This window comes from Ruegeria sp. BF10, assembly GCF_056538725.1.
Map to the genome: position 1 here is coordinate 1,708,467 of NZ_JBQFTR010000001.1, position 13,289 is coordinate 1,721,755.

Genomic DNA, 13,289 nt, shown 5'->3' on the forward strand with positions numbered 1-13,289 from the left:
TGAAACATGGCTACCACGCCGTCGGCGCAAGAACCAGAAGCTATGCATCCTTTTTGTCAAGTGGTGGCAACTTGTCGATACCAAGCCACGGTGGCTGCAAGCTGGTTACCCGGTACCGCGCAGCATTGCGCCCCAGAAAACTGTTTATTGCCGCATTCATACCCGTATACGACCCGCCACCATGACGGCGATAAGAAGTGAATGCGATACTGCCCCCGGGTGCAAGAACCCGGTCGATGCGGCGCAACAGCTGGGTCATCACCTGCTCTGCCCGCACCCCGCGGATGATGACGACACCGACGCTTTCGTCTTCAAACAGCTTCAGCATCAAGGGGGGCAGCGCCCGGTAGACACGCAATCGTCCGGCAAGAATGGGGTCGCGGAAGTATTCCAGCAGTGCATAGAACGTGCGGTCCAACGCCTGTAGCTCGGGATCCTGGGTTGCATCCGGGCAGGTGAAACCGTCCCATGACAGCCCCCACGGTCCTATGACCGTCAATCTCTCGACAGCGTCAAGGTCAAGTATTTCTTCAATGATTTCAGTCTCAACATGTCCGATCAGCACCCAGTTCTTCTTGCCACTGATCGATCGAAGAAAACTCTGCCGCTGGTCTTTTGTTCTTTCAACTTCCGGGGGGACAGCAGGCAGGTAGACAGGATCCTTTGGATCAAACGGCACCGAAACCTGTTTGGCATCCGTGATTTGCGCGTGCTGCGCGGCGGCCTCTTCGTAATCGAACGAGGTTTCGAGGGAGTCGAGCCGAACAAACCAGGGGAAATTGTATGGCCTGGAGTTCTCAGGCTTGGACATCTTGCCAAGCCGCGTCCATTTCGCGACCTGGGCAAATGTGATTTCCGGGTCCTTGTACATTTCGGCGTTGAAGGACAGATCGCCCTCTTCCATCACGCCGAGGTCCAGCGCCTTGACATAGCGCCCGCTGCGAAAACGGCTGAACTTTGCAACGAAATCCTGCGCCACCTCGGTTTTTCTGAGGCTTGCAATACGTTCCTTGTGAAATGCAACCGCCTGATGATGCAATTGCCCCAGAACAGGATCGGATCGCTGTTTTTCGTAAACCTCCCGCAGTCGCGCGACTTTGGACAGGATCGAGGTTTCTTCGATGTCGTTATAGCAATGCAGCTTCCAGTAAGCCTGACCGGTTGCCTCCATCTTCGGATGAAAGCTCGAGGTATTCACATCCCCGCGCAACCGTTTCATCAGATAGCTTTCCACGGACCTCACCGCATAGTGGTTCATCCGAAAAAGCCTGCGACCAAACCCGGCGCCCGTTGATGAATACGCCCACCCGCGTCTTCGCATGGCCGGCGGCAACGGATCCCCGTCCCCGTCGACCCAGGCAAATCGATCCGCCTTGTTGGGTATCGGGCCGCGCGGTCGATGCGTGCTTATCGTGCGATACGATCCGTTGTTGCGGAACAGCGATTTGAACGCCCGCAAGTTATGGGGGCTGACGGCGCCAAGCTCGCCCGCACGGGTGAATTGCTCGACAATGAACCTGTCTTCGAACTCGACGATTCCGTTGTGCCCGAACAACTGCCAGATCGCGGCAAATCCGTCCGCATGCGGCAATGCACGAAACAAATCGTCCAGCGTCCCGTCGCCGACGCGAATATCAAGAAATTCATCCACGTCGCAGACCAATATCCATTCGGCCTCTTTGCTCCAGGGGTGTTCCATGGCGTTTGCATAAGCTGAAGCCTGAGGTCCAAATTCCCACGGACCGGGATTGTCGATATGCGCCAGAAACCCCAGTTCCTGGCATCGCCGAAGAATCGCGTCGGTGCCATCGGAACAATCGTTCGAATTGACGATAAAATGCGTGAAGCCGATCGAAAGATAATATGCAATCCATTCCAGGATGAACGGCCCTTCGTCTTTCATCGTGGATATGACAAGTCTCATCGCGTCTACCTGTACCCGTGGCCCGCAAATTCAGGATAGCGGGAAAAAACGCATCTTTGCAGATGTATAGCGCGCATCCCTGCCTGCGGCTTTGTTACGGGCCCCGGAATTGCATTGCAAGTGGACGAGCCCGCCGGTTCAGTGACTGCCAACTGCAAAACTCCGCAGACGGCCACGACGCCGCAGACAGCGATCCCGCAGCGTGCCTCTGCCTTGAAACCGTCATTCGGATTGCCTTCGCGCGCCAGACATCTATAGCTGGTGTTCACTGCTGCCGAAGTCATTTGGCAGCAAGGTTGCGGCATCTCGAGTAGATCATGACAGGTAATCTCAAAGACCAAAGGGCGCATGGCCTTGATGCTCTGCGCGGTATCGCAGCGGCTGCGGTCGTGTTTGTACACGCAGTGCTCATTCATCCACTTGGAGTCGATTACACAGACTGGGGCGTCGACTATTTTTCGATGGGGGTGCCGCTGTTTTTCATAATCAGCGCGATGTCCATGTCGCTGGCTTATCCAAATGGAGTTTCCATTGATCGAAGTTGGGCCTATGCCTTGCGCAGGTTTTTTCGAATTACCCCGCTCTTTTACCTGATGCTTTTCGCCTGGCTGTATATAGGTGTCCAAGCCGAAACGGGTACGATCATCAGGAATATGACATTTCTGTTCGGGTTTGTCCCCAGTGAACAAACCAGTCTTGTTCCGGCGGGTTGGTCAATCGGCGTCGAAGTCATCTTCTATCTTCTGTTCCCCTTCCTTTGGATTTGGCGGAATATTTGGTCAGCGATAATTCTCTTCTTGCTCGCCTGCTTGGGATGGGCGTCTGTAAACTTGTCTGGTCAGGGCGAAGTTCCCGATTACTACTATTGGACCAGCTTTTTCACGAATGCCCCGTATTTTGCGTTGGGCCTGATCGTCTGGTGCATCTACCGTTTGACACCGACTTCGCACGCGGGCCTTCTTGGCTATGCCACCCTCGTCGCGGGTCTGGCCGGGTTGGTTTTCATGTTTCTGTTCGGGCCGATCCCTGATGAGGCACAGAAACTGTACAAGCCGGTCCCGCTCGAGTTTGTGTTGGGCTGGGGCGTTGCCTCTGCAAGTCTCGTGCTATCGCAAGCGCTTCGACCTGTCTCTGCACTGTACAACTCTGCAACGCGTTTTCTGGGAAAGATCAGTTACAGCCTGTATCTGATGCATCCGTTTTTGATCTATAAGACACATCTGACCAGATGGGCCGCAACGCTTACGGACAACCCGGATCTTGTGGTGCCCGTGGTCTGCGCAGTTACCCTTGCCGTGGCAGTACCCATTGCAACTGTTATCTATTATGCCGTCGAAGTTCCGTTCATGCGTCTGGCCCGCCGGATAACCAAACCAGAACTGAGAGATACAGTGTCACAACGACTGGCGTCGTGACGGCAGAGCGCGCCCACCGACACAATGCGGATCTATAGTACCAGGGGAATAATCTCGCCTCGATTGCGGGCGATCTCGGTAATGTCAAAAACACCGCTTTGCAGTTCAGCCTCGCCCCGAACAATCATAGCTGAGTGATTTTTCACGATGACTTCGCGAACGATATCTGGCCGGCAGGCGCAGGACATGACGCACTGAAGCACCAGGTTCGCCAGCGCCTTTTTCCCGTCGAAATAGTCGGAGTTGTAATGTTCGTCCATCGTGGACCATTGCCAGTCTTCAATGACGAAGACGCCCCCTTCAGACATGCGCGGAAAAACGAGGTTGAACGACAACAAGGTTTCCAAATACTGGTGCGAAGCGTCATCTATGACGAGGTCAATCTTCTCGTTGCCGAACTCTGCATCCAGCAATTCCCCGAACCGATTGACGTCAGCCTGACTTACCCCCTTGTAAAGACGCACGTTGTCCTGTCGAGAATGCCTTTCGATATAGGCGTCAAGGTGAGGCAGTTCGCGCGTCGAATACTCAACAGCAACCAGTTTGTCAGGTCGAAAAACACGATCGAGGAGCACGACGCTCCCGCCCTGCCATACTCCGATATCGACGATATTGCGAACATCTATCCTCGAGGTGCAATCCAGTTCGGCCTCGATCATTTCGCGGGTTTTCACCAGCAGAAACTCGCTATCGTTCGATGTGATTTCGTGGTATTCCGCGATGTCGACCGTGGCGAAAAAATTGACACCGTCAACGGTACATCTGTTCCGCTCCGACCAGACTACCGGTTGAATTATCTTCTTTTTTGAACCGCCCGAAACCGAGCGCAAGACAGTCGAGACAATTTCCGTAAATCTGCTCACCACTATGCCCTTACCTGATGGCTTGCGTGCTTCATCTCCTGAAAGGCACGGGTTTACAAGCTTCCTTTACATCAAACGCAGAAAGAAGCGCGAGGCAGGCGTTGCACGGCCCCGAAAATGGGCTGGGCCAGAGCATAATCGCCGAAATCGCTGCAAGCTTTCATGTATTGCCCAGCGTTGAAAAAGATATGTTTCATTCTGCACGCCGAAGCTGAATAAAACCGCATGCCTGAGTTGAACAGGGCACATTTTGCCGAAAATGTGACTCTGATTAGCCATGCCCCCAGGCCATTTCCCGCGATTCTTGTTGAATCTTTACAGTAGAAAGGCCAGAACCAGCCCGACATCTATGCAAGGTTTTTTTCTATGCTCGCGGAACTTCGGGAACAATATCTGACCACGGTTGCCCGTGCCCTGGATGGCACGATCTATGAAGACCCACCAATTCTGTTTGGAGACACCAAACCGGATTACAACTCCAAAAACCGTGAATACGGCTGGGATTGGCCGTCTGTTGCGTTCACTATGGTAGGCAGCAAGCGATTGGCCAATGTTCGCGCCATGGTGGAATCCGTCATTGGCAACCAGATTCCCGGCGATTTTGTCGAAACCGGAGTATGGCGTGGCGGTGCCAGCATCTTTGCGAAAGCGGTTCTTTTTACATATGGCCAGAATGACAGACGCGTCGTTCTGTGTGACTCTTTCCAGGGGCTGCCCGAGCCGAATGAAGAACTGTATCCTCACGACAAGGGGTCTGATTTCCACAAGTACGACGCTCTGGCCGTGTCAGCCGATTCTGTAAGGGCCAATTTTGAAAAGTTCGGGCTTCTGGACGATAATGTCGTGTTCATCGAGGGCTTCTTCAAAGACACCATGCCACTGGTGCCCAGCGAGCAGATTGCAGTGCTGCGTCTTGACGGCGACATGTATGAATCAACCATAGATCCTTTGCGGCACCTTTTCGGCAAAGTCTCGAAAGGCGGCTGGATCATCGTTGACGATTATCACGTGGTTCCCGCAGCCAAAGCTGCCGTTCATGACTATCTTGACGAAGTGGGTTATCAGCCACCCGCGATCAACGAAATCGATGGTGTGGGCGTCTATTTCCAAAAGGTCTAGAAAGGACCAGGCCTTGGGTTCAGGTCATGGGTCAGATTGCGCCCGCCACTTGCGGGCGCTGCCGACGTCGGCGCCCGTCACCTGAACACCTGAAACCTCACGCTCAGCAAGGCTGCGGCCTGTTCGTGTTTCAGAATGGCCGACCAAGCTGACACCCTTGGTGGGTGCTACCGGGGTAGAACCCTCAACATCCCGATGAGCGTCCAAAACATGGAACTGATTCAGGTTCTGAAAGCGGATCTTTCACGTGGAACCGATGTCTTCGGCCACCCTTTCGGACATCGCACAGCGGGCGCCACACCGGATGCAATCTTCGCACCCGCCCTCAATTTCATGTTCTTTCACTGAAAGTTGGTGCGGTCGAGAAGACTCGAACTTCCACGGGAGTTACCCCACAGCGACCTCAACGCTGCGCGTCTACCAATTCCGCCACGACCGCACTGCCAATGACTTGGTAAAGCGGCGTATAGACGTTGGTGCGCGCGATGTGAAGAGGCAAAAACGCAGTGGTTTAAATTCCTTCACCACGGGCTTATCTCTGCCACTGGACAACACGCTATTGACCTGACAGGAGCCGCAGATGCCCTCGCCCGATAACCGCCCGATCGTTCAGATCGATATCGTCTCGGATGTTGTTTGCCCCTGGTGCGTTGTCGGGTTTCGACAGCTTGACATGGCGTTGCGGCAACAGGGTGTCCTTGCCCGGCTTCGCTGGCATCCGTTCGAGTTGAACCCGAACATGCCGCCCGAGGGCCAGAATCTGCGTGAACATATCATGGAGAAATACGGCACGACCGCTGAACAAAGCCAGCAGGCCCGGAACCGGCTTACCTCGATCGGGGCCAAGCTCGGCTTTGCCTTCAACTTCGACGATGACAGCAGAATGGTGAATACATTCGCGGCGCATCAGATGCTGGATTGGGCGGAAGGGTTGGGTCGGCAGCATCCTCTGAAGCTGGCTCTGTTCGACGCGTATTTCACTCAGCAGAGGGATGTTTCCGATATGGATGTTCTGCTGGAAGTTGTTCGATACATCGGGCTGGACGCGGATACGGCGCAACAAGCGCTTGAAAGCGGAAAACACATTGACCCGGTACGTGAAAAGCAGCAGTTCTGGACCAGCCGGGGCATTTCAGGCGTGCCATCCATGGTTTTTGGCGGGAAATACCTGCTGACCGGCGCGCAGGGTTCTGAAACCTATGCCCAGGTGCTGCAACGTTGCCTGTCCGAGGCCGCCTGACCCCTTTTCTTGACCGATCCAGACGGATATGAGACCGGCATGGAATGGAAAATCACCGATGGTCTGACCAGCTATGACGACGCCGTTGCCTTTATGGAGGCGCGCGTCGCCGCAATCGCAAATGGCGAAGCCGAGGAATGCGTCTGGCTGCTGGAACACCCGCCGCTTTATACGGCCGGCACTTCGGCCAAAATCGAGGATCTGACCGACCCCGATCGATTTCCGGTTTACGAAAGCAAACGCGGCGGCGAATACACCTATCACGGGCCCGGTCAGCGTGTGGCCTATGTCATGCTGGATCTGAACAAACGCGGCCGCGACGTGCGTCAGTTTGTGAAGCAGCTTGAAACCTGGGTGATCTCGGCGCTGGCGGAATTCAATGTAAAAGGTGAGATTCGTGACGGGCGCGTGGGGGTTTGGGTTCGGCGTGATGACAAGCCGTTGACGGCGACCGGCAAACCGGCGGAAGACAAGATCGCCGCCATTGGTCTGCGCCTGCGCAAATGGGTCAGTTTTCACGGAATCTCGGTGAATGTCGAACCTGATCTGGACCATTTTTCCGGCATCGTCCCTTGCGGGATCAGCGAATACGGCGTGACCTCATTGGTCGATCTGGGCTTGCCGGTAACGATGGCAGACCTTGATGCCGCACTGAAAAAGACATTCGCAGACGTATTTGGCCCTGTGGCACCCTGATTCCATCTGCCGATCACTGCGCAGCGAATCGCTGCGCGCCACTGTTGCAAACAACAATCCCTGTGACCGGCTGGCTCTGTTTCCCATGCGTAAGGCAATTAACCCTGAATTCGGTGGATTTAGGGAAGTCTTTAAGCATTTTTTAACTCAGCTAGATACAAAGGCTCCGTTAACGAGTAATATGGAACTGCCAATCAAGAGTGAGTGGTATGTTAACCGGTGATCCAGGGCTCGCCCTCGAAATCCGAGAAGTGTTTGGTTACGAGTCTGCCGTTCCGACCCCAAATCGGAACGGCAATTCTCTTTGCGGCGCCGCTATTCCTCATGGTGCCCAAATCGGGACGAACCGACGCAGGCGCGGCCGGCCTGTTCCAGTTCGAGCGTCGCGTGGCCAACCCCGAAACGAACTTGCAGCGTTTGCCTGACACTGTCCCGAACCACTTCGGCATTCGACCAGGCGTTCGCATCGACGACCAGATGAGCCGTCAGCGCGGGCTGCCGTTCCTGCATACTCCACAAATGCACGTGATGCACTTCGGCCACCCCTTCTGTTTCTTCGATAGCCGCCGCAACCTGCTCTGGCTCCAGGTCGGGCGGAGCGCCCAGCATCACAACACGGACTGTCTCACCTATCTCTTCTTTGACATGCCACATGATGTAAACCGAGATCAGGATCGTCACCACCGGGTCCACCCATGTCCAGCCAAGCAGGATCACTGCGGTGCCCGCTACGATCACGGCGACTGATCCCAATGCGTCAGCAACGTTATGAATGAATGCGGCCCGGATATTCATGCTCTCCTTGGCCAGAGCATACGTCAGCGCAGCGGTTACGAGATCGACCACCAATGCCAGCGCGGCGACCCAGACCATAATCCACCCGTTGATCGGCTCGGGTTCAAAAAACCGCATCACACCTTCGTAGAACAGATAAACCGACAGCACGATCAACGTGGTGTAATTGACCAATGCGGCAACCACCTCGGCCCGGCCATAGCCAAAGCTCATCCGGGGATCTGCCGGGCGGCGGGCGATCTTGCGGGCGACAAAGGCGATGATCAGCGCGACTGCGTCCGAAAAATTGTGCAATGCGTCGGCGATCAGGGCCAGAGAACCCGAAATGATGCCTCCGATGACCTGAGCCAATGTCAGGAACATGTTCACCGCAATCGCCCAGGCGACGCGCGCATCACCTGCGCCCGGATCGATGTGGTTGTGCTTGTGACCATGCCCGGTGTGGGGATGCTGGTGTGCCATATCGTTTCATGTCCCTTGTTACGGCTTCCCAGAGCATGTAATTTCTCTAGCCACTAGAGGTTCAAGAGGTCGCAACGAAAAAATGTACTCGATCGGGGACTTGTCGCACCGAACCGGAGTGAAAATTCCCACAATCCGGTTCTACGAAGACAAAGGCCTGTTGCCCAAGCCAGAGCGAACCGCGGGCAATCAACGCCGGTATGACGATGCCGCGTTAAAACGGCTGATCTTCATTCGCCATTGCCGTGATCTGGGATTGCCACTGGCCGACGTCGTGGGCTTGCTGTCCCTTGAGGGCGCGTCTGGAAGCGATCTTAACCGGGCGCACGAAATTGCCGAAAAACAACTAGCCGACCTCCGGGATCGTATAGCCCGCCTGCAAAACCTCGAGGCGGAACTGACCCGAATTTCAGCGGCCTGCGACGGGCAACACGACCATGTCTGTGCCGTGCTGCACGCGTTTCAGGATCACGGCGAATGCATGGGGCCACATGGCGCCGAATGATCAGGCGAGTGCGGCGCTGATCTTTTTCGCGTGCTCTCCGATAAGGTCAAAATCCCCCATCTTGCCCGGCGGGCGCATGGAAACCCCTTCGTGGCGCGGCAGGACGTGAAAATGCAGGTGAAAGACTTCCTGCCCGCCTGCCGCCTCGTTGAATTGCTGAATCGTCACCCCGTCCGCGTCAAAGGCGGACTTGACCGCCCGGGCCATCTTCTGCACCGTTTTCACAACCGCCGTCAGTTGCTCGGGCGTAGCATCCAGTACGTTGCGGCACGGTGTTTTGGGGATCACCAACAGATGCCCGTCCGTGCGCGGCATGATATCCATGAAAGCCAGCGTTTCATCATCCTCGTACACGCGCGTGCACGGGATTTCTCCGCGCAGGATTTTCGCAAAAATATTGTCGGGGTCGTAATCAGCCATCTCAAACCTCTGGATTGCGGGTGTTGGCACAGTTCTGAGACGCGTGCGGGCAACGGTCAAGGCGGAACTCTGCCAGCGCCCGTGCCGCATCGACAGGCCGGGCTTGAATTCTCATCCGCCATGCCCAGATAACCCACGTTCAAGGCCGGAAAATCGTGCGGCACCCGCCTGCCCGCGACAATTAATCTTGATCCAGATCAAACTCGGCCATTGAAGGTGCCCTCGTCACATTCTAAAAACAGCAGGAATCCCGCGCGTTGGAGAGGTCCGACTGCGCGGTGCAGTTGCAACAGGAGGCACCTATAATGGCAGACGCAGCCATTCACGGTCACGACCATGAAGATCAGCGCAGCTTTTTCCAGCGCTGGTTCATGTCGACCAACCACAAGGACATCGGGATTCTGTACCTGGTCGTTTCGGCGCTGGCCGGTCTGATCTCGGTTCTGATGACCGTATACATGCGGCTCGAGCTGATGCACCCGGGCGTTCAGTACATGTGTCTGGAAGGCTTCATGGCCGACCCATGTACACCCAACGGGCATCTGTGGAACGTCATGATCACCTATCACGGTGTTCTGATGATGTTCTTCGTTGTCATCCCGGCCCTGTTCGGCGGATTTGGCAACTATTTCATGCCGTTGCAGATCGGCGCGCCGGATATGGCGTTTCCGCGGATGAACAACCTGTCCTTCTGGCTGTATGTCGCCGGCACCTCGCTGGGTGTCGCGTCGCTGCTGGCGCCTGGAGGCAACGACCAGGCCGGCTCGGGCGTGGGCTGGGTTCTGTATCCGCCGCTGTCGACGACCGAAGGCGGCATGTCCATGGATCTTGCGATCTTTGCCGTGCACGTATCGGGCGCCTCCTCGATCCTCGGCGCGATCAACATGATCACCACCTTCCTGAACATGCGTGCCCCGGGCATGACCCTGTTCAAGGTGCCGCTGTTCAGCTGGTCGATCTTCGTCACTTCGTGGCTGATTCTGCTGTCGCTGCCGGTTCTGGCGGGCGCGATCACCATGCTGCTGATGGACCGCAACTTCGGCTTCACCTTCTTTGATCCGGCCGGTGGCGGTGACCCGATCCTGTATCAGCACATCCTGTGGTTCTTCGGCCACCCGGAAGTGTATATCGTGATCCTGCCCGGATTCGGCATCATCAGCCATGTCATCGCCACCTTCTCGCGCAAGCCGATCTTCGGTTACCTGCCGATGGTCTGGGCGATCATCGCGATCGGCGTGCTGGGCTTTGTCGTGTGGGCGCACCACATGTACACCGTCGGCATGTCGCTGCGTCAGCAAGCCTACTTCATGCTGGCCACGATGGTCATCGCGGTTCCGACGGGGGTCAAGGTGTTCTCGTGGATCGCCACCATGTGGGGCGGCTCGATCGAGTTCAAGACACCGATGCTGTTCGCCTTCGGCTTCCTGTTCCTGTTCACCGTCGGCGGTGTGACCGGTGTGGTTCTGAGCCAGGCTGGCGTAGACCGCGCCTATCACGACACCTACTACGTGGTTGCGCATTTCCACTATGTGATGTCGCTTGGTGCTGTCTTTGCGATCTTCGCGGGCGTCTACTTCTACTTCAGCAAGATGACAGGTCGTCAGTATTCCGAGTTCTGGGGCAAGGTTCACTTCTGGATGTTCTTCATCGGCGCCAACCTGACCTTCTTCCCGCAGCACTTCCTGGGCCGTCAGGGCATGCCGCGTCGCTACATCGACTACCCCGAGGCATTTGCCCAGTGGAACTTTGTATCGTCGATTGGCGCGTTCATTTCGTTCGCCTCGTTCCTGCTGTTCTTCGGCATCGTGATCTACGCCCTGATGCGTGGCGCGAAAGAGACACGCCCGAACCCGTGGAACGAATACGCGGACACGCTGGAATGGACCCTGCCCTCGCCGCCGCCCGAGCACACGTTCGAGCAGCTGCCCAAGCAGGAAGACTGGGACAAAGGCCACGCCCACTGATCCCGATCTGATCCAAGGAAACCCCGCCCAAGTGGCGGGGTTTTTCGTTTTCACCTCTGCCGGTTCGCCAAGTGTATCAAAATCCGCTATGATACCCCCACAGAACAGTCGGAGGATCGGCAATGCCGGAAATCGACTTTTGGTATTCAATCGGCAGCACTTACAGCTTCCTTACCGTGATGCGTCTGGACGACTGGTGCGCTGAACATGACGCCACCGTGAATTGGCGGCCCTTCAATGTGCGCACGGTCATGTCAGCACAGCAGAATATCCCGTTTGCCGGAAAACCGGAAAAATCCGCATATATGTGGCGCGATATCGAAAGGCGCTGTGCCAAGTATCACATCCACGCCAGCCTGCCCGCACCCTATCCGATTTCCGATCTTGCCCTGGCCAATCAGGTCGCTCTGCTTGGTATGATGGATGGATGGGGCAAGTCATTTACCCAAAACCTTTACCGCATCTGGTTCGAGGATGGCGTCGAAGCGGGCAGCGAAAGCGTCCTGTCCGAAGCTTTGCTGCGGTGCCAGCAGGATCCCCGTCTGACACTGGCACGCGCACGCAGCCCGGATATCGTCGCGGCACTGGAAGCTGAAACAGACATCGCAGTGAAACTGGGTGTTTTCGGTGCCCCCAGCTTCGTGGTGAGGCAAGAGGTATTCTGGGGCGACGACCGTTTGGATGACGCCTTGTCGTGGGCGCGGGTGGGCCACGTGGTCTGATCAAAACCCGTCGACATGACGCAGCACTGCGATATGTTTCCGGTATGCCCTACAAATGGAATCAGACATCCGAAACCGTACACGAGCTGCGCCTCTGGCCGCATAACTCACTGCCGCGACGTGGGGCGATGATTGCCATCCTGTCCGTGTTTCTGTTCGGTTTGATCCCATTGTTGGCCGTGCTTGGGTCGGTCGTGTTGTGGGGTCTGTTACCGTTTCTGTTATTGACGGTGCTTGGGCTTTGGCTGGCGATTCAGGCGAACTATCGCGCGCGCAGTACGTTTGAGGTTTTTACCTTGTCCGATTCACAAGCCCGCCTGGTGCATCACACCCCTGGCAAGGACCAACAGGAATGGTCGTGCAATCGCTATTGGGCACGACCTGAAATGTACGAAGAAGGCGGCCCGGTTCCACATTACGTCACGCTCGTCGGAGACGGGCGTGAGGTGGAAATCGGGGCGTTTCTGTCGGAAGACGAGCGTATCACGCTCTACGACGACCTGGCCAGGAAACTGCGCGATCCTGTCGCGCAGTAGGTGTTTCAGCCTGATGTCTCAGCAATCGCCGTTTGATGCGGCACAGAGTTGGTCTTTGACCATGGGTCCGACCCTGCCGAAGTCCATCTGTCCGGTATAGCGGGTCTTCAGCTCGCCCATGACCTTGCCCATGTCCCGAATGGAACCGGCACCGGTTGAAGTGATCGCGGCCTGAATCGCCTTTGACACTTCTTCATCATCCAGCTGCTTGGGCAGAAACTCTTCGATGACGGCGACTTCCTGCATCTCGCGTTCGGCCAGGTCCAGGCGACCGCCCTCTTCATAGGCGCGCGCACTTTCCTTGCGTTGCTTGGTCATTTTGCCAAGAATTTCAAGCACCTCTGCATCACCGCAGCCCTTGACCTCTTCATTGTCCGAGGCGCGCGCGGCGATGTCGCGGTCCTTGATGGCCGCGTTGATCAACCGCAGTGTCGACAGACGCTCGGCTGCTTTGTCTTTCATAGCTTGCTTCAGGGCGGCATTCACCCGTGATCGCATATCCATTTGGCTTGTCCATCCCCATGACAACGGAACCCCGAACATATCTAAACAAAAAGCGTGATACAACCGGGGGCGATCAGGCTTAACCCATTGAAAAATAACGATAGCCCAAAAATTGAACAGACTT

14 protein-coding genes and 1 tRNA gene are annotated in these 13,289 nt (G+C 56.1%); 9 read left to right on the forward strand and 6 right to left on the reverse strand.

Annotation, left to right across the window (positions count from 1 at the left end):
* Nucleotides 1-40: 40 nt before the first annotated feature.
* Nucleotides 41-1,924, reverse strand: a complete 1,884-nt coding sequence (locus ACR0DJ_RS08610) for a glycosyltransferase family 2 protein (protein WP_480684576.1) — start codon at nt 1,922-1,924, stop codon at nt 41-43.
* 317 nt (nt 1,925-2,241) lie between these two features.
* Here ACR0DJ_RS08610 and ACR0DJ_RS08615 point away from each other — a divergent pair, with 317 nt between their 5' ends.
* Complete coding sequence (locus ACR0DJ_RS08615; protein ID WP_480684578.1) at nt 2,242-3,339, forward strand: acyltransferase family protein; 1,098 nt, start codon at nt 2,242-2,244, stop codon at nt 3,337-3,339.
* Nucleotides 3,340-3,371: 32 nt separating this feature from the next.
* Here ACR0DJ_RS08615 and ACR0DJ_RS08620 read toward each other — a convergent pair whose 3' ends face one another.
* Entirely contained in the window at nt 3,372-3,998 is a 627-nt protein-coding gene (locus ACR0DJ_RS08620) for a class I SAM-dependent methyltransferase (protein ID WP_480686245.1), read from the reverse strand.
* 570 nt (nt 3,999-4,568) lie between these two features.
* Here ACR0DJ_RS08620 and ACR0DJ_RS08625 point away from each other — a divergent pair.
* Both ACR0DJ_RS08625 and ACR0DJ_RS08630 read left to right on the forward strand, forming a co-directional pair.
* Nucleotides 4,569-5,321 carry a TylF/MycF/NovP-related O-methyltransferase gene (locus ACR0DJ_RS08625; RefSeq protein ID WP_257600501.1) on the forward strand — a complete coding sequence of 251 codons (753 nt, stop codon included), beginning with the start codon at nt 4,569-4,571 and terminating at the stop codon, nt 5,319-5,321.
* 210 nt (nt 5,322-5,531) lie between these two features.
* Nucleotides 5,532-5,669, forward strand: coding sequence for a hypothetical protein (locus ACR0DJ_RS08630; protein WP_425078059.1), 138 nt, complete (start codon nt 5,532-5,534; stop codon nt 5,667-5,669).
* A gap of 4 nt (nt 5,670-5,673) precedes the next feature.
* On the opposite strand, the gene ACR0DJ_RS08635 is transcribed toward ACR0DJ_RS08630, so the two are convergent.
* Nucleotides 5,674-5,760, reverse strand: a tRNA-Leu gene (locus ACR0DJ_RS08635).
* Nucleotides 5,761-5,901: 141 nt separating this feature from the next.
* On the opposite strand from ACR0DJ_RS08635, the gene ACR0DJ_RS08640 reads away from it, so the two are divergent.
* On the forward strand, nt 5,902-6,561 hold the full coding sequence (locus ACR0DJ_RS08640; RefSeq protein ID WP_480684580.1) for a DsbA family oxidoreductase: 660 nt from the start codon (nt 5,902-5,904) through the stop codon (nt 6,559-6,561).
* A 39-nt stretch (nt 6,562-6,600) separates the two neighbouring features.
* Nucleotides 6,601-7,257 (forward strand): lipoyl(octanoyl) transferase LipB, encoded by a 657-nt coding sequence (gene lipB, locus ACR0DJ_RS08645; protein WP_480684581.1) that lies wholly within the window; start codon nt 6,601-6,603, stop codon nt 7,255-7,257.
* A 315-nt stretch (nt 7,258-7,572) separates the two neighbouring features.
* Here the strand turns inward: lipB and ACR0DJ_RS08650 are convergent, their stop codons facing one another.
* Entirely contained in the window at nt 7,573-8,514 is a 942-nt protein-coding gene (locus tag ACR0DJ_RS08650) for a cation diffusion facilitator family transporter (RefSeq protein WP_480684582.1), read from the reverse strand.
* Nucleotides 8,515-8,596: 82 nt separating this feature from the next.
* Here ACR0DJ_RS08650 and ACR0DJ_RS08655 point away from each other — a divergent pair, with 82 nt between their 5' ends.
* On the forward strand, nt 8,597-9,019 hold the full coding sequence (locus ACR0DJ_RS08655; protein WP_425078056.1) for a MerR family transcriptional regulator: 423 nt from the start codon (nt 8,597-8,599) through the stop codon (nt 9,017-9,019).
* On the opposite strand, the gene ACR0DJ_RS08660 is transcribed toward ACR0DJ_RS08655, so the two are convergent.
* Nucleotides 9,020-9,439 (reverse strand): HIT family protein, encoded by a 420-nt coding sequence (locus ACR0DJ_RS08660; RefSeq protein ID WP_480684584.1) that lies wholly within the window; start codon nt 9,437-9,439, stop codon nt 9,020-9,022.
* A gap of 305 nt (nt 9,440-9,744) precedes the next feature.
* Between ACR0DJ_RS08660 and ctaD the strand changes: the two genes are divergently transcribed.
* From ctaD to ACR0DJ_RS08675, 3 genes are all read left to right on the forward strand, one after another.
* Complete coding sequence (gene ctaD, locus ACR0DJ_RS08665) at nt 9,745-11,403, forward strand: cytochrome c oxidase subunit I (protein ID WP_257600497.1); 1,659 nt, start codon at nt 9,745-9,747, stop codon at nt 11,401-11,403.
* Nucleotides 11,404-11,525: 122 nt separating this feature from the next.
* Nucleotides 11,526-12,125, forward strand: coding sequence for a DsbA family protein (locus ACR0DJ_RS08670; RefSeq protein ID WP_480684585.1), 600 nt, complete (start codon nt 11,526-11,528; stop codon nt 12,123-12,125).
* Nucleotides 12,126-12,169: 44 nt separating this feature from the next.
* A complete protein-coding gene (locus ACR0DJ_RS08675) occupies nt 12,170-12,661 on the forward strand; it encodes a DUF2244 domain-containing protein (RefSeq protein ID WP_425078054.1) in 492 nt (163 codons plus the stop codon).
* Nucleotides 12,662-12,679: 18 nt separating this feature from the next.
* On the opposite strand, the gene ACR0DJ_RS08680 is transcribed toward ACR0DJ_RS08675, so the two are convergent.
* The gene (locus ACR0DJ_RS08680; RefSeq protein WP_170346618.1) at nt 12,680-13,165 is read right to left on the reverse strand and encodes a GatB/YqeY domain-containing protein; all 486 of its coding nucleotides are present in this window, start codon (nt 13,163-13,165) and stop codon (nt 12,680-12,682) included.
* Nucleotides 13,166-13,289: the final 124 nt, after the last annotated feature.

Coding starts and splice junctions, on each gene's coding strand:
- ACR0DJ_RS08640 (WP_480684580.1), top strand. CDS start 5,902: ATGCCCTCGCCCGATAACCGCCCGATCGTTCAGATCGATATCGTCTCG.
- ACR0DJ_RS08660 (WP_480684584.1), bottom strand. CDS start 9,439: ATGGCTGATTACGACCCCGACAATATTTTTGCGAAAATCCTGCGCGGA.
- ACR0DJ_RS08680 (WP_170346618.1), bottom strand. CDS start 13,165: ATGGATATGCGATCACGGGTGAATGCCGCCCTGAAGCAAGCTATGAAA.
- ACR0DJ_RS08610 (WP_480684576.1), bottom strand. CDS start 1,924: ATGAGACTTGTCATATCCACGATGAAAGACGAAGGGCCGTTCATCCTG.
- ACR0DJ_RS08670 (WP_480684585.1), top strand. CDS start 11,526: ATGCCGGAAATCGACTTTTGGTATTCAATCGGCAGCACTTACAGCTTC.
- ctaD (WP_257600497.1), top strand. CDS start 9,745: ATGGCAGACGCAGCCATTCACGGTCACGACCATGAAGATCAGCGCAGC.
- ACR0DJ_RS08620 (WP_480686245.1), bottom strand. CDS start 3,998: ATGATCGAGGCCGAACTGGATTGCACCTCGAGGATAGATGTTCGCAAT.
- ACR0DJ_RS08650 (WP_480684582.1), bottom strand. CDS start 8,514: ATGGCACACCAGCATCCCCACACCGGGCATGGTCACAAGCACAACCAC.
- ACR0DJ_RS08615 (WP_480684578.1), top strand. CDS start 2,242: ATGACAGGTAATCTCAAAGACCAAAGGGCGCATGGCCTTGATGCTCTG.
- lipB (WP_480684581.1), top strand. CDS start 6,601: ATGGAATGGAAAATCACCGATGGTCTGACCAGCTATGACGACGCCGTT.
- ACR0DJ_RS08630 (WP_425078059.1), top strand. CDS start 5,532: ATGGAACTGATTCAGGTTCTGAAAGCGGATCTTTCACGTGGAACCGAT.
- ACR0DJ_RS08625 (WP_257600501.1), top strand. CDS start 4,569: ATGCTCGCGGAACTTCGGGAACAATATCTGACCACGGTTGCCCGTGCC.
- ACR0DJ_RS08655 (WP_425078056.1), top strand. CDS start 8,597: ATGTACTCGATCGGGGACTTGTCGCACCGAACCGGAGTGAAAATTCCC.
- ACR0DJ_RS08675 (WP_425078054.1), top strand. CDS start 12,170: ATGCCCTACAAATGGAATCAGACATCCGAAACCGTACACGAGCTGCGC.